This window comes from Rhizobium sp. BK251 (assembly GCF_004345245.1).
Classification (GTDB): domain Bacteria; phylum Pseudomonadota; class Alphaproteobacteria; order Rhizobiales; family Rhizobiaceae; genus Rhizobium.
The window spans coordinates 201,951-220,919 of sequence record NZ_SLUQ01000005.1; the positions used below are offsets into that span (position 1 = coordinate 201,951).

16 protein-coding genes are annotated in these 18,969 nt (G+C 64.1%); 5 read left to right on the plus strand and 11 right to left on the minus strand.

Annotated elements, in window-relative coordinates; genetic code table 11:
* Positions 1–70 precede the first annotated feature (70 nt).
* Positions 71–934 carry a DMT family transporter gene (locus EV286_RS13780; RefSeq protein WP_132957713.1) on the plus strand — a complete coding sequence of 288 codons (864 nt, stop codon included), beginning with the start codon at positions 71–73 and terminating at the stop codon, positions 932–934.
* A 15-nt stretch (positions 935–949) separates the two neighbouring features.
* On the opposite strand, the gene EV286_RS13785 is transcribed toward EV286_RS13780, so the two are convergent.
* From EV286_RS13785 to EV286_RS13800, 4 genes are read right to left on the minus strand one after another with little or no spacing between them, the layout of a single operon-like run.
* The gene (locus EV286_RS13785; protein WP_132957714.1) at positions 950–1,894 is read right to left on the minus strand and encodes a hypothetical protein; all 945 of its coding nucleotides are present in this window, start codon (positions 1,892–1,894) and stop codon (positions 950–952) included.
* Positions 1,891–2,601 (minus strand): hypothetical protein, encoded by a 711-nt coding sequence (locus EV286_RS13790; protein WP_132957715.1) that lies wholly within the window; start codon positions 2,599–2,601, stop codon positions 1,891–1,893. Before EV286_RS13790 ends, EV286_RS13785 begins: the two co-directional genes overlap by 4 nt.
* 48 nt (positions 2,602–2,649) lie before the next feature.
* Entirely contained in the window at positions 2,650–4,668 is a 2,019-nt protein-coding gene (locus tag EV286_RS13795; protein ID WP_207909831.1) for a S8 family peptidase, read from the minus strand.
* A 44-nt stretch (positions 4,669–4,712) separates the two neighbouring features.
* On the minus strand, positions 4,713–4,976 hold the full coding sequence (locus EV286_RS13800) for a hypothetical protein (protein WP_132957716.1): 264 nt from the start codon (positions 4,974–4,976) through the stop codon (positions 4,713–4,715).
* Positions 4,977–5,096: 120 nt separating this feature from the next.
* On the opposite strand from EV286_RS13800, the gene EV286_RS13805 reads away from it, so the two are divergent.
* A complete protein-coding gene (locus EV286_RS13805) occupies positions 5,097–6,092 on the plus strand; it encodes an adenylate/guanylate cyclase domain-containing protein (protein ID WP_132957717.1) in 996 nt (331 codons plus the stop codon).
* Here the strand turns inward: EV286_RS13805 and EV286_RS13810 are convergent.
* Positions 6,079–7,926 carry an ABC transporter ATP-binding protein gene (locus tag EV286_RS13810; protein ID WP_132957718.1) on the minus strand — a complete coding sequence of 616 codons (1,848 nt, stop codon included), beginning with the start codon at positions 7,924–7,926 and terminating at the stop codon, positions 6,079–6,081. The genes EV286_RS13805 and EV286_RS13810 overlap by 14 nt on opposite strands.
* Positions 7,927–8,258: 332 nt before the next feature.
* Between EV286_RS13810 and EV286_RS13815 the strand changes: the two genes are divergently transcribed.
* On the plus strand, positions 8,259–9,083 hold the full coding sequence (locus EV286_RS13815; protein ID WP_245500704.1) for a DUF4239 domain-containing protein: 825 nt from the start codon (positions 8,259–8,261) through the stop codon (positions 9,081–9,083).
* A 135-nt stretch (positions 9,084–9,218) separates the two neighbouring features.
* On the opposite strand, the gene EV286_RS13820 is transcribed toward EV286_RS13815, so the two are convergent.
* From EV286_RS13820 to EV286_RS13840, 5 genes are all read right to left on the minus strand, one after another.
* Positions 9,219–9,419: a hypothetical protein gene (locus tag EV286_RS13820; protein ID WP_132957719.1), complete on the minus strand. Its 201-nt coding sequence runs from the start codon at positions 9,417–9,419 to the stop codon at positions 9,219–9,221.
* Positions 9,420–9,565: 146 nt separating this feature from the next.
* A complete protein-coding gene (locus EV286_RS13825) occupies positions 9,566–11,125 on the minus strand; it encodes a DHA2 family efflux MFS transporter permease subunit (RefSeq protein ID WP_132957720.1) in 1,560 nt (519 codons plus the stop codon).
* Positions 11,126–11,453: 328 nt separating this feature from the next.
* Positions 11,454–12,593 carry a molecular chaperone DnaJ gene (dnaJ, locus tag EV286_RS13830; protein WP_132957721.1) on the minus strand — a complete coding sequence of 380 codons (1,140 nt, stop codon included), beginning with the start codon at positions 12,591–12,593 and terminating at the stop codon, positions 11,454–11,456.
* Positions 12,594–12,671: 78 nt separating this feature from the next.
* The gene (dnaK, locus tag EV286_RS13835) at positions 12,672–14,585 is read right to left on the minus strand and encodes a molecular chaperone DnaK (RefSeq protein WP_132957722.1); all 1,914 of its coding nucleotides are present in this window, start codon (positions 14,583–14,585) and stop codon (positions 12,672–12,674) included.
* Between the two features lie 305 nt (positions 14,586–14,890).
* Positions 14,891–17,170, minus strand: a complete 2,280-nt coding sequence (locus EV286_RS13840; RefSeq protein ID WP_132957723.1) for a transglycosylase domain-containing protein — start codon at positions 17,168–17,170, stop codon at positions 14,891–14,893.
* 225 nt (positions 17,171–17,395) lie between these two features.
* On the opposite strand from EV286_RS13840, the gene EV286_RS13845 reads away from it, so the two are divergent.
* Complete coding sequence (locus EV286_RS13845; protein WP_132957724.1) at positions 17,396–17,689, plus strand: hypothetical protein; 294 nt, start codon at positions 17,396–17,398, stop codon at positions 17,687–17,689.
* 193 nt (positions 17,690–17,882) lie between these two features.
* A complete protein-coding gene (locus tag EV286_RS13850; RefSeq protein ID WP_132957725.1) occupies positions 17,883–18,071 on the plus strand; it encodes a hypothetical protein in 189 nt (62 codons plus the stop codon).
* Positions 18,072–18,145: 74 nt separating this feature from the next.
* Here the strand turns inward: EV286_RS13850 and EV286_RS13855 are convergent, their stop codons facing one another.
* Positions 18,146–18,796 carry an SH3 domain-containing protein gene (locus tag EV286_RS13855; RefSeq protein WP_132957726.1) on the minus strand — a complete coding sequence of 217 codons (651 nt, stop codon included), beginning with the start codon at positions 18,794–18,796 and terminating at the stop codon, positions 18,146–18,148.
* Positions 18,797–18,969: the final 173 nt, after the last annotated feature.

Consider the following 18,969-nt stretch of genomic DNA (forward strand, 5'->3'; position numbering starts at 1 on the left):
TGTATCAGATTGTGGCTGGCGAGGCCACGGCGATTGATCGATAAGGTCGGGATCGATTCCGGAGTGCATCATGGACCGTACAGCATCAGGTTGGCTCAATGGCTTTGTCGGCGTGGCGATCTTCAGTGGCTCGCTGCCGGCGACGCGTGTGGCGGTGGCGCAGTTCGATCCGGTGTTCCTGACGGCGGCGCGGGCCGGCATTGCCGGGATCCTGGCGCTTTGCCTGCTCCTTCTCTTCAGGGAGAAGCGTCCAACCTCGCGCGACATCGCGTCGCTGGGCGTCGTTGCATTGGGCGTCGTCGTCGGCTTCCCGCTGTTGACCGCCCTGGCGCTGCAGCATGTCACCTCGGCCCATTCGATCGTCTTCATCGGCCTGCTGCCGCTCTCGACGGCCGTCTTTGGCGTCATTCGCGGCGGCGAGCGGCCGAAGCCGGCGTTCTGGCTGTTCTCGATAATGGGAAGCGCCCTGGTGGCCGGCTTCGCCCTGACGCAGGGCCTTGCGGCTTCGCCGACAGGGGATGCGCTGATGCTGGCGGCGATTGTCGTCTGCGGCCTCGGCTATGCGGAAGGGGCAAGGCTTTCCCGGACGCTGGGGGGATGGCAGGTCATTTCCTGGGCGCTCGTGCTGTCGCTGCCGATCATGCTCGCGACTGCGTTCTTCTATATGCCCGCCACCTTTTCGGGGATCGCGGCGCCTGCGCTCATTGGCCTCGGCTATGTCTCCCTCTTCAGCATGCTGATCGGTTTCGTGTTCTGGTATCGCGGTCTCGCACAGGGCGGCATTGCTGCGGTCGGTCAGCTGCAACTGCTGCAGCCGTTCTTCGGGCTGGCGCTTGCGGCGACCCTCCTGCATGAGCCGGTCACCTGGATGATGCTCGCCGTCACGGTTGCTGTCATCGCCTGTGTCGCCGGTGCGCGCAGGTTTGCGCGATAGTTCCCAGCGACGCGGCTATCGGTCTCCTCCCGCAAGCCAGCGAACGAGGGCGTCGGCGATCGGCGTGCCGGTGCGGGACTGGTAGTAGCTGTAGGCGGGGCAGGGGTTCGCCTCGAAGCAGACAGCCCCGCCATCCGGCGTGATCCTGAGGTCGATGCCGGTGAAGGGAAGGTCGAGCGCGGCCGAGAGCGTCACGCAGGCTTTTTCGAGGCCGGGCGAAAGGTCGATGGGCGTGAGCCGCGCATCGTCGCCCGACTGGCGCCGCGCGTAGCGGTAGTCGGTGGCCTCGCTCTCGATCCGCGTCGCGAAAGTGCGGCTACCGACGACGTGGACGCGGATATCGGTGCCGCGCACCTTGCGCTGGAACTGCGTCGGGCACCAGCGGATGCGCGAAAGCCGTGCCCGGTCCTCCGGCCCAAAGGTCTGGACGATAGAGCGCGTGCCGCTGACGGACTTGTAGATCACCTCGTCGCCCCCCGCCGCGCAGCCGGCGACGAAATCCAGGACGGCCTCGGGATCGTTGGTGACGAGGGTCTCGGGAATGGCGAAGCCGCAGCGGCGGATGATGCCCGCCTGATAGGTTTTCGACATGTTGGAGAGCATGGCGCGGGGCCGACTGGCGACGCGAATGGGCGCCACGTTCAGCCATGTATGCAGCAGCAGGTGAAAGCGCGCCGAGCGCTGCCTTTCCGGCGCATCCGCCGCAAGGCCGGAGACGTCAGGCAGGAAGCGCTCGTCCATCAGCCGGACATAGACGCCGGAAATTTTCTGGAGGTCGATCGTGCCGGAGGGCGGCGAGAGCGTGCCCTGCCAGCCGGCGTCCGGATGGAGCCGCAGCGCAAGCCCGGTGGCGAGGTGTTCCCGCTGGTCGAAGACGATGTGACCGATGCCGCACTCCTCGGCCGCGGCGATGGCCGCGGCAACAGGTGGCTCGTCGGGTATACCCATGATCAGGATCATGCTGAAAGCACCTGCGCCATGGCGCGCACAAGCGGGCGTCCGCCGGTCGGATAGCGCGGCAGGACGGAGGCGTCGACGAATGTTAGCCGTCCTTCCTCGATCACCGTATCGACCTGCAGCAGCCGCGCACCCCAGAGATGGGAGAATTGCTCGAGCGCATCGCGTTCGGCCGCAGGCAGGATCGGTCCGATGACGCGACCGTCGACGATGAAGTGCCTCAGGTTTGCCGCGTCTGGTGGCGCGAGCAGTGGACCATCGGCACCGATGCCGGCGGGCCGGCACCGGAGCCCCGCGATCGTCGCCAGATGCAGCGCCGCGACTTCGTTGTGCCAGGCGCCCGCAAGCGATTCCGGCGCGGGCGGATTGAGCATCGGGCAGGAAAGCGAGGCGAGCCATCCGAGCAGGAAGGCCTGCAGTTCCGCGGCCGCATAGTCGCGATCGGCAGGTGCGGCGAAGGCAAGATGGGCCGTCGGCATCTTCGACATGCGGTTGACGAGGCCGCGGACCTCGCTGGCGCCGAGCGAACTGCCGTCCGCGAAGACGAAGGCGAAGTCGCCGCCGTCCGAAGACATGCGGTGGACGATGGAGCGGGCGCAGACGAGTTGCGTCGGCGTCAGCACGTTAACCGGCGTTTCCACGCATTCGGTAAGTGCGGCGCGCAGCCATAGCGCGTCGGAATCATCGGCTTCGGCCAGAATGAGTATCACCTCGGATCGTACTCCCGCTTGCCCTGCTGTGCTGCCTCGAAGCCCCGTCTAGAAGCCCTCAGTGTCCTTCTGGTCTTTCAGGCGTTTTGCCTGCTCGTCGCCCTGCGCGAGGCCTCCGGCACCACCGCCGAGGGCGGATGACGAAAGGTCAGGCCTGAGCTCCGTGCCGATGAAGTGGATAAGCCCCTCAAGCGCGCTTTCGATCGCGGCAAGGCGGCCTTCGATGTCGCTTTCCTGGGCGGCATATCCGGTTGGTTGCGTAGGACGGTCGCGGAAGCCACCGCCACCCTCGAAGATGTCCTTGTCCTTGTCCTTTTCCTTGCCTTCCTTGAACTCTTTCCCTTCTTTGAATTCCTTGATTTCCTTACCCTCTTTGAACTCTTTCCGCTCCTTGCCCTCTTTGCGGATGTCCTTCAGCTCCTTGATGGCTTCTTTGGACTCCTTGGTCTCCTTGACCAGTTCCTTGAGTTCCTTGCCTTCCTTGCGGGCGTCCTTCAGCTCCTTGGCGGACTCCTTCACCTCCTTGACGACTTCCTTGACTTCCTTGACGGCCTCCTTGGCCAGTTCCTTGCCCTTGCCGAAGGCGCAGACGGAAAGCTGGCGCAGGTTCGGGCGCGTGCCGATGCGCTGCGTGGCGGGCCGGCCGGGCTCGTCCTGCTGCGGCGAGCCGGTGGTGCGCAGGCAATTGCGGAACTGGGCGGGGGTGAGCGGCGCGTGGCCCCGCGCCCGCGCCATGCCCTGCAGCGAGGCGGCGACGCCGACGATGATCGGCGAGGCACTCGAGGTGCCGGAAAAGGTGTCGGTGTACCAGAGGTCCTCGTTGGTGCCGCCCTGCAGGTCGCCATATCCCGTGGTCGTCACCTCGCGGCCCCAGCCCTGCGTGTCGAAGAGCGCCCCGAAATTGGAGAAGTCCAGGCGCGAACGGTCCGCGCCGTGTGTGCGGGTGTGCGTGCCGGGAGGCGGCGCGCCGGCGCCGACGACAATCGCACCGGAATCCCGGTTGGAGCGGCGGAATGGATTGGTCCAACCGGCGGGGAAGCCCGGCGCGGGGGTCTGATAGATCGCATCGTCGAGGTTTTCGGCGCCGTTGCCGCCGGCCTCGACGACGATGATGCCGCGATTGACCGCATTGCGGATCGCCGCGAAGTCGTCGGGCCACCATTCGATGGCGATAAATCCGCGCTGGTCGGTGCGGCTTGTGAAATTGAAGCGTGGTCCCGGCCGGTGAAGCTCGATGAGAATGACGTCGCCGGCCCCGAGCCGTGCCGCCGCGGCATTGATCGCTCCCGCCGACCCCGTGCCGCCGAAGATGGAAATTGCGCTGACGATGGCGTCCGCGGCGATGCCCACGACGCCGATCGCGTTGACGTCGCCGCTGAACTCGCCGATGACCGCGGTGCCATGGTTGCGCCAGCCGATGTCGGTGGACATCGTGCCGCCTACGACACCGCCCTGGTTGCCGGTCAGGTCCTCATGGGTGAAGCGCCACGCGCCTTCGATATCGATGATGCGGATGCCGGCACCGCGCCCGCCGGCTTGCGTCCAGGCCCAGCGTGCCTCGACGCCGCCCGGTGCAGCTTCGAGATAACCCTGGCGCGTATTGAAATCCGGGGAGGCGGGTGGTGCCTCTTCGCCGGCCGGCGCCATGTCGTTCAGCAGGGCGGGGGGTTCGGCGCCGGGTTTGACGTAGGCGCCATCGACGAGGTCGTGCTTCAGAAGGTCGGACTGCAGCGCCTCGATCCGATCAGGTGCTGCATCCACCAGATAGAAGCTTGTGAGGTCCTCGGGTGCGGACGTGGCCGCAGTGCCCGCGGACTGGTAGCTGAACGCGGCGACGCGCTCTTCCGTCGGGCCGAAGAGCGGATGCATGTCGGCGCCATAGTCGCTGAGCAGGCTTGCCAGGGTGTCCGTGGGGGCGCCCGAAAGCGCCTCGAAACGTCCGGCCGAAGCGCGCATGCTCGCCTCGGCATGCATGACGACCACGAGTTCGGCTGGGGAGGCAGGAACTGCCTTGCCGTCTGCCACATCTGCATTGTTCCGGCTGCGTCTGGAAGGTCGCTGTGCCATTGCTCATCTCCTCCAATGGGTGAGGAGCGCGGCTGCCGCTCCCCCTAGGGCAACTCGTCAGATGGCTTGATATAGGCGGCCTCCACTCCCTCCAGAGGCGCCATTCGTCTTCTGAGATCCTCGATCCTGTCGGGCTTCACGCCCTCGACATGAAAATACTGCCGGGATTCGCCTACGGCCTGGACCGGTGCGACGAGCCTGGCATTGAAATCTTGCAGCGTGCGGGCGATTTCTTCTGGTTTTTTTCCACCGGAAGCTATCATGGCCTCTGATGCCTGATGATTCAACTTTATTATCAGCTCGCCCAAGACGCATTCCTCCCGCTGATCGCGAGGCCCAAGTAATGGTCGCGCAATTCTGCCGATGCGTTAACTTATACCGCAATTCCGCATCGGCAACGCGTCACTTCGCAACAGGGGCCAGACGAGATGACTGAAACGCGCCGCAAGCTGACGACGATCTTCTGCGCCGACGTGCAGGACTACACGCGCCTGATGGGTGCCGACGAGGAAGGCACGCTCGCCACGCTGAAGCACTACCGCGACGCCATGGCGCGACTGATCCGTTCCCATGAGGGTCGCGTCGTCAACACCTGGGGCGACGGGCTGATTGCTGATTTTCCGAGCGTCGTGGAGGCGGTGCGCGCCGCTGTCGATGTGCAGAACGAGCTTGCCGGCCTGAATGCCACACGTCCGAGCGACGGACGGATGCTCTTTCGCATCGGCATCAACCTTGGCGACGTGATCGTCGAAGACGAGGACATCTACGGCGACGGCGTCAACATCGCGGCCCGGCTGCAGGCCTGTGCGACAGCCGGCGGCATCGTCATCTCGAACACGGTTTACGACCAGGTGCGCAACAAGGTTGCCGTCGGCTTCGATTTCCTCGGGCCGCTGGCGGTGAAGAATGTCGACGAGGGCGTGCCGAGCTATGCCATCCGCGTCGGCGAGGCGGCCGACCGCACCGCATATGTGCAACGGAACGACGGCGTGCGGGCGCCACCGCCGCCATCGCCGCCACCGCCGCCGTCGCCACCGCCGTCACCATCGCCGTCACCATCGCCGTCACCATCGCCGTCACCATCGCCGTCGCCGATGGCTGCCATGGCGGTCGACCGGGCACAACCGCGCCGACGCTGGCTGAATTTCTTCGGGGTGGCATCGGTAGCACTCGTCGTCATCAATCTGCTGACCTGGGACGGGGAGTTCTGGGCTTCCTGGCCGGTTCTGGTGATGTTGATGGTCGCGGCGCTTGGATGGGTGCGCAGGCAGAACTCGGTCGACCGCGTCCTCGGCGTCCTCGTGGTGCTCGGCCTGTTCCTGGTCGCAATCAATCTGCTCTCCTGGCATGGGATATTCTGGGCTATATGGCCGCTCTTCGCCTTCTCGCTCGCTGCCGGCGTGCGCTACGTCATCCGCCGCTAGCCGGCGTGTCCGTTCCGAGGAAGCCTCCCGACTGGCGGGCCCAAAGGCCGGCATAGATGCCGCCCAGCGAAAGCAGTGCCTCGTGCCGGCCTTGCTCGGCGATGCGGCCCTCGTCCAGCACCACGATCCTGTCCATGCGGGCGATGGTGGACAGGCGGTGGGCGATGGCGATCACCGTCTTGCCCTCCATCACCTGGTAAAGCGTGTCCTGTATGGCCGCCTCCACCTCTGAATCGAGCGCCGAGGTCGCCTCGTCGAGCAGGAGGATGGGCGCATCCTTCAGGATCGCCCGGGCAAGGGCTATGCGCTGCCTCTGGCCGCCCGAAAGCTTCACGCCGCGCTCGCCGACATGGGCGTCGAAGCCGGTCCGTCCGGCCTGATCCCGGAGAAGAGGGATGAAGCCGTCGGCTGCCGCCTTGCGCACGGCGGCATCGATTGCGGCCTGGCTCGCGTCGGGCATGCCATGGACGATGTTGTCGCGCACCGAACGATGCAACAGCGCAACGTCTTGCGTCACCATCGCGAGATGGCGGCGAAGGCTTTCCTGGGTGACGCAGCGGATGTCCTGCCCGTCGATCTCGATGCTTCCTCTTTCCACCTCGTAGAAGCGTAGAAGCAGGCTGACGAGCGTCGACTTGCCGGCACCGGAACGGCCGACAAGGCCGACCTTTTCGCCGGCGGCGATATCGAGCGAGACGCCATCGAGCCCGCCGCGGCCCCGGCCGTAGTGATGGCTGACGTCGGCAAGGTGGATGGCGCCGCCTCCGATGCGCAGCGGCAACGCATCGGGCGCATCGGGTATGTCGATCGGCTGGGCGACGGTCTTCAGCGAGGCTCGCGTCGCGCCGGCATGATTGAACAGAGCGGAGACGGCATCGAGGAGCCATTCGGCCATGGCCGTGATGCGAAAACTGAGCGCGAGGGAGGCCGCGACGATGCCAAGCGGCGCGCTGCCACCCTGCCAGAGGACGATCGAATAGCCGACGAGCCCGAGCATCAGGGCGCTCGACAGGAACAGCATGCTTGCGTTGACCGTCACTTCCAGGCGCTGCACGGCGAAGAAGGCCGACCGCGCGTTCCCGAACGCCTCCCGGCCCTCGGCGTCATCCTCGCCCGGCCCGGCGAAGAGCTTCAGCGTGTCGATGTTGGCGTAGCTGTCGACCAACAGCCCGGTAAGCCCGGAATAGGCATCCTGGAAGCGCTCCGAGGCCCTGCGGAACCGCGGCACGGAATAGGCCATCAGGCCCAGGTAGAGCGCGATCCAGACGAAGAGCGGAGCAACGAGCCGCAGGTCGAATGTCGCGAGCATCCAGACCGAGCCGATGACATAGACGGTCACGAAGGAGAGGGTGTGGACGACCTGATAGGCCACGCCGGTTGCGGATTCGCCGAGTTCGCTCACGCGTGCAGCGATGCGCCCCGCCATGTCGTTGCGGAACCAGCCGACGGACTGGCGCAGCACGTGTCGATGCGCCCGCCAGCGAATGAGCGTGACGGCATTGGGCCGGAAGGCGATGTCGTCCAGCCCCTCGCGCAGGAGCCCCGCCAGCGGCCGGAGGATCAGGATCACGGCGGCGGCGACAAGCAAGGCGGTGCCATGCTCGCTCCACAGACGCTGCGGCGTCGTCGAGGCGAGCGTATCGACCAGCCGGCCGGAAAAGCCGATCAGCCAGACTTCCATGATGGCGCCGAGAGCCGTCAGCGACAGGCTCATCGCCATGACATGGCGGAAAGGACGCAAATGCATGGCGAGGAACGCCCAGACACCGGCAGGCGGCGTGCGGTCGTCCGAGCGCGCAAAGGGATCGACAAGCGTCTCTAAAAAGCAAAACATGAAGGCGCTCCAAGGGCTTGCGCATCACCGGAAGACCGTGATCGGTGTTCGGGACGGTTTAGACGCAGGTTCGGGAAATCGCTGCCGGCCCTCGCATGTTTCGCAGGACGCGGCAATCTCGTCTGATGGCCATGGCTGGAAGTGCAGTCCGCTGCGGGCTGCAGTTCAGCCTAGGTCAGGTGTGGCTCTTGTTCTCATCAGACGATCCTCCTTGATGGGTCGCTGCATGTTCTATAGCGCGATAGTTGCGCCGCGTCATCCCACGCGGGCCTTCCTGGCCCTGTCGAGTGTGCGCCACGCATGCAAGTTGCATTTTTTCGCGGGCGCGGGCTATGAATCACATGGCCCTGCGCGATGGGCGGCAGGGTGTGCACGGGGCGGAGAGAAAGCTGATGGTCTGGGGAATTCTTGTCGGCGTCATCATCATCGGCGGCACCATCCTGGCGACGCTCGGCGCCTATTCCTTCATGCGGCGCGTGACCGGCGGTGATCCTGAGGGTGTCGACCGCGATCTCGCAAGTTCCGTCGTCTTCCGCATCTCGGCCCTGCACGGGCTGATCCTGGCGCTGGTCTTCGCGCAGGAGATGTTCCAGTACGAGCAACTCAAATATGCGAGCGCCACCGAGGCCGATGCCGTGGCCGACGTCTATTTCGATGCCGGCCGCTACGACCCGCTGGCGAAACTGCCGATCCAGAAGGCGCTCGGCGAATATGCGCGCCTCGTGATCGAAGAGGAATGGCCGGCGCTGGCGACCGAAAGACGGCTGTCCCAGGCCGCCTGGAACCAGTGGGACGCGGCCTATCAGGCCGTGCTCGACCTTGCGCCCGCCAACAAGCGCCAGGAGAGCCTGCGCGACCACATGCTGCAGCAGGTCCACGTCATCTCGCAGCAACGCATCCAACGGGAGGCGACGGTCGGAGACTCCATCAACGGCATATTCTGGGTGGCAGCGCTTTCCGGCGTCGTGTTCATCGCGCTCGCCTACTACCCCTACCAGCCCGACCGGCGCAGCCTGATGCTGATCGCCATGTTCGGCGCCTACACAGGCATTATCCTGTTCTTCATCTACGCCTTTTCGGATCCCTACCGGCCGCCGGCCGAACTCAGTCCCGGCGCCTTCGTGCGCCTGCAGCAACAGATCGCGATTTCGGGCTAGGACTGAGCGGATCGGCGGGTCGCGGAAGCCGCGGTAGAGCATTTCCGTTTTCTTCCGAATCACAGAAATGCTCTATCTCTTTGTTCTTACGCAATTCCGGACGCAAAACCGCGTCGCACTTTTGCTGGAATTGCTCTAGTGGAGTTCGCGGCTGTGGAGCGCGCTCAGGAGCGCGTCCTGCGTGCGATGACCCTCGTCGTAGAGGTCGATCGCCGCGCTGGCGGCCGAAAGGCCTTGTTGGCTGTGAAGCTTGATGTTGCGCTCCGCACACCAGGAGTAAAGCGCACCGGCGAGCACATCGAGATCATGATGTTCAGAATCCGTCGAAATTGACATGACGAAAGCTCCGTTTGTTCCCAAGACAATGGAGTGCGGGATTGTGCGGCGATTTCGCAGGCTGGCAAGCGGCTTCGAGAGGCGGCCTTAATGCTAATATACTTTGCCTCGGACAGCGTGCCGATTTGGCACAAGCCGCGGCCTCCTCAGTGCGTAGGCCGGGCGGCGGGCGCGGCTATTCTCCTGGCAAAGGGTATGCAGAGCAATGCTGCGACCGTCAGCAGTGCGATCATCGTCCAGGCCTCGTTGATCGCCTCGGTAAGCGCCGCCTTCTCGACGAGCGGTTGGAGAAACGCGCGGGTATCCTCGTCGATCGGGCCGGCGGGCCGCGAAAGGAAGAGGTCGAGCGGGATCCCGACGAATTTCGCCGTGTCTACGTCGCCTGCCTCCAGCCGATCCGTGATCGCCTTTCCGATGACCGGCGAACGGCCATAGATGACGGTATCGATGAGGGCGATGCCGATCGCGCCGCCGAGATTGCGCATCAGGTTGAAGAGGCCGCTCGCGTCAGGCACCCGCGCTTCCGGCAGGCTGCCGAGCGCAAGCCGGGTCGGCGGCAGCAGGCAGAACATGATGGCGAGGCCGCGGATGACCTGCGGCCAGAACATCTCGTTGTAGTCGGTCTCCGGCGTCTGGAAGGCGCTGAGCGAAAGACCGGCGGCGAAGAGGGCAAAGCCGGCTGCAGAAAGCAGCCGCGCATTCACGCGCTGCTCCAGCGCAACCGCGATCGGCGCCGTCAAGAGTTGCGCAACGCCGGTGACCAGCATGATGGTGCCGATCCCGAGGGCATCGTGCTCCCGCACGAAAGCGAGGAAGACCGGCATCAGGTAGACGGAGCCGAAAAGGCCGATGCCGAGCACGAAGCTCAATATGCAGCCGATCGTGAAGTTGCGGTCACGGAAATTGCCGAGATCGACGACCGGGTGGACGGCCGACAGGGTTCTCGTCGCAAAGCCCGTTGCGGTGATGATCGAGAACGCCAGGAGGCCGAGCACCAGCCCGGAAACCCAGCCGCGCTGTGGCGCCTCCTTGAGCGCGATCTCCAGCGACGCGAGAGCGGCGGCCATCATCAGCAGGGAGAAGAGATCGAGCCTGCGCGCCTCGGAAAGATGGATCGCCTCGCGCGGCAACGTCCGGCTGGCGACGAGAGCGGAGGCAATGCCGGGAATGATGTTGATCAGGAACAGCCAGTGCCAGGAATAGGTCTGCGTGATCCAGCCGCCGACGATGGGGCCGACGGTGGGCGCAAGCACCGCGAGCACGCCGGCGAGCGTCGTGGCGAGGCTTTGCCGCGATACCGGAAAGAGCAGGAAGACGGCGGAGAAGACCGCGGGAATGAGAGTACCGCCTGAAAAACCCTGGATCACGCGCCAGGCAAGCAGTTCCGCAAAGCCGCTGCTTGCCGCGCAGCCGGCCGAAGACAGCGTGAAGATCGAGACGGCCACGACGAACAGCCAGCGCATGGAGAGGAGGCGCGTGAGGAAACCTGTGAGCGGGATCGCGATGACCTCCGCGATCAGGTAGGCCGTCTGGATCCAGCTCATCTGGTCGGGCTGGATGGCAAGCGCGGACTGGATCGTCGGCAGCGAGGTTGCCACGACCTGCACGTCGAGGATCGCCATGAACATGCCGGTGCACATGGCGGCAAAGCCGACCCATGTTCCGGCACTTACGGTCTGCGCAGTCTGTTCGGGCGTTCGGTCCATCGGTGGGCTCCAGGGGGATCAAAGCACAACCGTAGGGGTTAGCGCAAAGGACAAGACGGTAAAGATGGCGAACGGTTACGAACGTAGCCGAGATCTGCATATGAAAAAGCCGGAAGCGTTGCCGCTCCCGGCTTCAAGATTGCTGACAAACCTCTTGTGGTTCGGCGCACCCTGGTTATCCGTCATTCCGGCCTTGAACCAGAATCCAGCCCGCCGCGCGTCTGCGCGGCGAAAGAGTCTTTCGCGCTCAAGGACTTGATCGCGCTGGATACCGGCACGAGGCCGGTATGACGGTGGTGAGTCTTTTGCCGATCCTCGATCGCCGGCGTCAGTCGCTCAGCGTATCGAAGAAGTCCTTCATCCGCGCGAAGAAGCCGGTCGATTCCGGATTGTTCTCCTTCGAGGAGATCTGCTCGAACTCCTGCAGCAGCTCGCGCTGGCGCTTGGTGAGCTTCTGCGGCGTCTCGATCTGGATCTGGATGTAGAGATCGCCCGTCTGGCTCGACCGCAGCACGGGCATGCCCTTGCTCTTCAGGCGGAATTGCTTGCCGGCCTGCGTGCCTTCCGGAACGCTGACGCGCGACTTCGTGCCGTCGAGGGTGGCGACGTCGAAGGTACCGCCAAGGGCAGCCGTCGTCATCGAGATCGGCACGGCGCAATAGAGGTCTGCCCCGTCGCGCTGGAAGAACTCGTGCGGCTTGACCGACAGGAAGATGTAGAGATCGCCCGCGGGACCACCGCGCGCACCGGCCTCGCCCTCGCCCTGAAGGCGGATGCGCGTGCCGTCCTCGATGCCGGCCGGGATGTTGACCGAGAGCGAACGCTCTTCGGTCACGCGGCCCTGGCCATGGCACTTGGTGCAGGGATCGGGAATGATCGTGCCGCGGCCGTGGCAGGTCGGGCAGGTGCGCTCGATCGAAAAGAAGCCCTGGGCTGCGCGCACGCGTCCCGAGCCCTGGCAGGTCGAGCATGCCTTCGGCTGCGTACCGGGCTTGGCGCCCGAGCCGGAACAGACGTCGCAGGTGATCGAGGTCGGCACACGGATCTGCGCCGTCTTGCCGGTAAAGGATTCCTCGAGCGAAATCTCCATGTTGTAGCGAAGGTCGGCGCCGCGTTCGCGGCCGCCGGAAGAGCGCTGCCGGCCACGGCCGCCGCCCATCATCTCGCCGAAAATGTCCTCGAAAATATCGGAGAAGCCGCCGCCCCCAAAGCCTGCGCCCGCGCCGTTGCCCATGCCGCCATGCTCGAAGGCCGCGTGGCCGTACCGGTCATAGGCCGCACGCTTCTGCGGATCCTTGAGCGTCTCGTAGGCTTCGTTGATTTCCTTGAACTTGCGTTCTGCTTCCGAGTCATCCGGGTTCTTGTCCGGATGGAATTTCATCGCCAGCTTGCGGAAGGCGCTCTTCAGGTCTTTGTCGTCTGCCGTCCTGGCCACACCCAGAGTTTCGTAATAGTCCGCTTTTGCCATAAAGGATCAAACCCCGGAAAATGTAGTTCCGGCTGCCATCGGCAGCCGGAGTCATTGTTGAGCCTACCGCGTTTAGATTTACGCGGACTTCTTGCGGTCGTCGTCCTTGATTTCCTCGTAGTCGGCGTCGACGACGTTGTCGGCACCTTCGGCAGAGGCATCGGCGGAGGCGGCATCCGCCTGCTGGGCTTCATAAATGGCCTGGCCGAGCTTCATGGAAACTTCCATGAGGGTCTGGGTCTTGGCCTTGATGTCGTCGGCGTCCGGCTCGGAGGCTTCGTAAGCGGTCTTCAGCGCAGCAATCGCGTCGGAGATCGCATTGCGATCGGTCTCGGAAACCTTGTCGCCAAATTCCTTGAGCGACTTCTCGGTCGAGTGGACCAGGCTTTCGGCCTGGTTCTTGGCCTCGACGCCTTCGCGGCGCTTCTTGTCTTCGGCGGCGTGGGACTCTGCGTCCTTGACCATCTTCTCGATGTCGGCGTCGGAAAGACCACCGGAGGCCTGGATGCGGATCTGCTGTTCCTTGCCCGTGCCCTTGTCCTTGGCCGAAACCTGAACGATGCCGTTCGCGTCGATGTCGAAGGTCACTTCGATCTGCGGAACGCCACGCGGTGCCGGCGGCAGGCCGACGAGGTCGAACTGGCCGAGCAGCTTGTTGTCGGCAGCCATTTCACGCTCGCCCTGCGAAACGCGGATGGTGACGGCCTGCTGGTTGTCGTCGGCAGTGGAGAAGGTCTGCGACTTCTTCGTCGGGATCGTCGTGTTGCGTTCGATCAGGCGAGTGAAGACACCACCGAGGGTCTCGATGCCGAGCGACAGCGGGGTCACGTCGAGAAGCAGGACGTCCTTGACGTCGCCCTGCAGAACGCCGGCCTGGATGGCTGCGCCGAGAGCAACGACTTCATCCGGGTTGACGCCCTTGTGAGGCTCCTTGCCGAACAGCTGCTTGACGACTTCCTGGACCTTCGGCATGCGGCTCATGCCGCCGACCAGAACGACTTCGTCGATTTCGGCCGGGGTGACACCAGCATCCTTGAGCGCCGCCTTGCAGGGAGCGATCGTGCGCTGGACGAGATCGTCCACGAGGCTTTCCAGCTTGGCGCGGGTCAGCTTCAGCGTCAGGTGCTTCGGGCCGGTTGCGTCGGCCGTGATGAAGGGCAGGTTGATTTCGGTCTGCTGCGAGGACGAAAGCTCGATCTTCGCCTTTTCGGCAGCTTCCTTGAGGCGCTGAAGGGCAAGCTTGTCGTTCTTCAGGTCGATGCCGGTGTCCTTCTTGAACTCGCCGACGAGATATTCGACGAGACGCATGTCGAAGTCTTCACCGCCGAGGAAGGTGTCGCCGTTCGTCGACTTCACTTCGAAGACGCCGTCGCCGATTTCCAGGATCGAGATGTCGAAGGTGCCGCCGCCAAGGTCGTAGACGGCAATGGTCTTGCCTTCCTTCTTGTCGAGGCCGTAAGCGAGCGCCGCAGCGGTCGGCTCGTTGATGATGCGGAGAACTTCGAGGCCAGCGATCTTGCCGGCATCCTTGGTTGCCTGGCGCTGGGCGTCGTTGAAGTATGCCGGAACGGTGATGACGGCCTTTTCGACCTTCTCACCGAGGTAGGATTCAGCGGTTTCCTTCATTTTCTGAAGGATCATTGCGGAAATTTCAGCCGGCGAGTAGCCCTTGCCGTTGGCTTCGACCCATGCGTCGCCGTTGCTGCCCTTCACGATCTTGAAGGGAACCAGAGCCTTGTCCTTTTCGACGGTCGGATCTTCGTAGCGGCGGCCGATGAGGCGCTTTACAGCGAAGAGGGTATTCGTCGGATTGGTGACCGCCTGGCGCTTTGCCGGCTGGCCGACGAGGCGTTCGCCATCATCGGTAAAGGCCACCATGGAGGGAGTGGTGCGTGCGCCTTCGGCGTTCTCGATGACCTTTGCGTCCTTGCCGTCCATCACGGCGACGCAGGAGTTGGTCGTTCCAAGGTCGATACCAATTACTTTTGCCATGTCGTTCTCTCCTTGAAGCAAGCTGTCGGAACCCCGGTAGGCATTCCCTGACAGCCCCTTAGCGGGATGGTCTTTAAGATTGCGCAGTCATGACTGCGGTGGATGCGGCGTATATAAGTAGCGGTTTTACCGACTGCAAGGCAGGAAATGAACCTCAATCTGGCAAATGAAACATGCTGTAGCACAAATCTGCAAGCCCCGCGCGAGGGCGGCTTGCGCCAACAGAGCGCAGGACATGTGCGCGATCGGTTTTGCCTCTGCGAGGCGAGTGCGCAAACGGCTGATCGTGCTCCACGGATCCGGCCTCACTGACCCATGATCAGGTCGAGAAGCGTCGTGCGGCGCGGGCGCACGGCAGAGGTGCTCGAAGGCTCGCCGATCTCGCCGGGCGGGATGATGTCGGCTTCCGCCTGCCCGTCGATTTCGCCGGGCGGAAGAGGCGTGCCGTAGCCGTCCTGTGACGGCCGTTCGCCGGGCTGTGCCTGGGGATAGGCGCTGCGCTCGCCGCTGAACACGCCGGAGATGATACTGCCGATGGTCTCAGGCTGGTCCGGCTGTTGTTCGGCGACCGGCGGTCCGTCGCTGATGATCTGGCCGCTGCCGAAGATGGGCGCCGGCGACAGCCCCTTGTGCGCGGCGACCATGAAGTCCTTCCAGGCCTTTGCGGGCAGGCCGCCGCCGGTGACCTTCTTCATCGGCTTGCCGTCGTCGTTGCCGAACCAGACGCCGGTCGTCAGGTTGCTGGTGAAGCCGACGAAGAGAGCGTCGCGCGAGTTCTGCGTCGTGCCGGTCTTTCCTGCGGCCTGCCAGCCGGGAAGCCTGGCGCTCTTGCCGGTGCCGCCGTCGATCACGCCCATCATCATTGCGTTCATGTTCGCGACGATCGGCTCGGAAAGCACCCGTGGTGGATTGTCGTAGGTGTTCTCGTAGAGGACCTTGCCGTCGGCCGTGGTGATGCGGCGGATGATATGCGGCGTCGCCTTGTAGCCGCCGTTCATGAACGAGGCATAGGCGGAGGTTAATTCGAGCAGCGAGACTTCGGAGGTGCCGAGCGCGATCGATGCATTCGGCTGCAGGTCGGATTCGATGCCGAGCCGATGCGCAAGTTTGATGACGTGGTCGGGGCCGACCTCCATCACGAGTTGGGCGGCGACCGTGTTTAGCGACTGGGCGATGGCGGTCGCGAGCGTCACTTCGCCATTGTATTTCTTCTCGTAGTTCTCCGGCGTCCAGTCGCCGATCCTGATCGGCGCGTCGTTGCGCACCGAATAGGGCGTAAGGCCCATTTCGAGTGCTGCGGCATAGACGAAGGGCTTGAAGGACGACCCGGGCTGGCGCTTTGCCTTCACGGCACGGTTGAACTGGCTTTCGGCATAGTCGCGGCCGCCGACGATCGCGCGGATGGCGCCGGTGCCGTCGACCGACACGAGAGCCGCCTGCGAGGCGGCGAGCTTCTTGCCATCCTTGTCGAGGATCGTCGTGAGCGCCTTCTCGGCGTCCTTTTCAAGCCCCTTGTCGATCGTGGTGTCGACGACGAGGTCTTCCTTCACATCGCCGATCAGGCCGGGCAACTCGTCCATGACCATGTCGGCGGCATAGTGCTCGGCGCCGGACCAATAGCTGCGCGCCGAGGACGGTGCCTGCGACATCGCGGTCTTCGTCTCCTGGTCGGTGATGAAGCCCTGGTCGCGCATCGCCTGCAGCACGATCTGGGCGCGGGCATTGGCAGCGTCCGGATCGCGTGCCGGCGAAAGCCGCGAAGGCGCCTTGACGAGACCTGCAAGCAGGGCCGCCTCGCCGAGGTTGACGTCGCGCGCCGACTTATTGAAGTAGCGGCGGGACGCAGCCTCGACGCCATAGGCGTTCGAGCCGAAGAAGACGCGGTTCAGATACATAGCAAGGATCTGGTCCTTGGTGTACTTCTGCTCCAGCCAAAGGGAGAGCAGGACTTCCTGCACCTTTCGCTCGAGCGTCCGCTCGGGCGAAAGGAAAAGGTTCTTCGCGAGCTGCTGCGTCAGCGTGGAGCCGCCCTGCACGGTGCGGCCGCTGACGACGTTCGTTACGAGCGCGCGCGCAAGTCCGAGGGGGTCGATGCCGAAATGCGAATAGAAGCGCCGGTCCTCGATGGCGATCACCGCCTCGGGGATATAGGACGACATGTTCTCGAGCGAGAGCGCCTCGCCGCCGGTCGTGCCGCGGTTGGCGATCACTGTGCCGTCGACGGCGGCGATCTTGACGTTCGGCGGGCGGTCGGGGATCGACCAGGTGCTGGCACTCGGCATGCGGGCGCCGTAGTAGAGGACAAGCCCGCCAATGCCGATGCCGGCCCATATGCCGAGCACGATGCACCAGTAGACGACGGAACGCAGGAAGCCGAAAAAGCCGCCGCCGGATCGGCGCGGCGCTCGCCTGGCTTTCCTTGCAGGCGGGCCTTTCCTGCGAGCTCCGGCCTTGCTCTTGCTTTTGCTCGCGCTGCGCCCGCCGGCGACGCGATCGTCGGCGTCAAGCGACCACTCGTCTTCGTCGCGCTCGTCGTCGCCGAAGGAGGGTTCAATTCTCTGACCTGATCTGCCTTTGCCTGCCATTGCGGAGCGGTTGCTTCCCGATTGTTTTGCGCGCTTCACCTGATCGTGCGGATTGCCAGTTGCGGTGGACTCTAAATGCGGCGATTTAAGGGGCCGTTAAGAATGCGAGAGGCGGACCGTCGCCGGCCGCCGACACGGCGTTTTCTTATTCCGATTGCCTAATAACCCTTGCCTTGCGCCGGCATAGGCGGTTGAATTCCGGCAGGGTTTAGCGATGGAGGCAGCATGTATCCTCTCGAAAGGTCTGAAGTCTGGCGCGGCGGGATCACCGCATCGGAGGCGACCCTGGAGCACCAGGGCAAAGTATTCATCAGCAGCTATGAACAATCGCATTTCCACGGCCCAAACGGTGGCATAAAGCTGACCTTCGAGATCGCAACCGAGGACGGCGGATCGGGCCATGTCATGATGTGCTTCGACAGCGAGGATTTCCACTCCTTCGCGAAATACATGCTTGAGGCCGACCGGGTCGCGGCCCGAAAGGCCTTCGCCGCGGCCGAGCTCGCGGATCCGGAATAGGTACCCGCGCGGCGGCGACACGAGCTCTTCCTCTCACAAGACAAGGCCGCGGGAAGCTCGTGGCTTTGCGTGTTTGCTCTCGTGCGTTGGCACAAGGAACCCGGTGTCCGGCCAGTTTGTTTACCTAACCTCAATGTTAGAGCCTTCTACTAAAGTATGAGCTGTGATAGGAGTGCATGGAGGAGGAGCGTAAATGAGCGAGCACGTAGAGACGCCTAAGGTCGAGATGGAGGGGACGCGAAAGGTCTGGGACGTCAGCGAATTTGCGCGCCGTTTCCGCCTCGACAAGGAGGAGGAAGCCCGGTTGCTGAAGCTTTTCGGGCCATTCGCGACCGAGTGTGAATTGATGAACAATGCCCAGCGCGCGCCGCGCTGGCGCTGAGGATTAGGCGAGGGGACGGTATCGCCGGTGGATGCCGGGCGGCGTGGGGCCGCCCGGTCACGGAATTCAGATCATCAATCGTTGCAAGTGGGCCTTGCCGGAGGGCAAGGCTCCCGGCCAAGCTGGACGGGGTCCGGCTGTCGGCGCGGGGGCCGTTCGTTGCGGGCCGGCCGATTGCTGGTCTCGGGGCGGGGATCCGGCTGCCGATATCCCCTCGGCGCGTCGCGCGGATCATTATCCGGGCGGCGGCCGTAGTCGGGTCGGCGATCGTAGTCCGGCCTGCGATCGTAATCCGGCCGGCGGTCATAGCCAGGACGGCGATAGTAGTCACGGTCCCACCGGTCGCGATCGCGGTAGAAATCCTGGCCGCGATAGTAGCGATCCCAATAGTTGCCGACGCTGAAGGTGACGACCGGAATGCCGAGCGGGCGGTAGTACTGCGGCTCGACATAGACCCGGCGCTGCTGATAGGCGGACTGCACGTAGCGCCCGGCCACCCAGCCACGTCCGCCATAGAACGACACGTCGCACCAGGGTGTGTCGGCGAGGCAGCCGTGGATTTCGACCGATTGTCCGGCAGGGATGACGGTGACGGCAGGGTATTGCGTGCTTGGCCCGGACCGCATGTTGACGTTGGCCGTCGAATAGCCGGCCGCCGCTTCGGCGATTGCCGGTGCAAGCACCAGCATGGTCGCTGCGACCGCCGCTGCATATGCGTATTTCATGTCTTCACTCCCTAGATCTGATGTGGCGCCCGCCACATGGCGGTTTCTCCACGGATGGAGTACCGCCTTGCAAAAGGTACATGGAGCGGCTGCGACGCTTTGACAGCGGCGCTCCTATTTCTCCGTTCTTTCAATGGGTTGTAGCGGAGCCTACCTGAACGCAGCTTGAACGG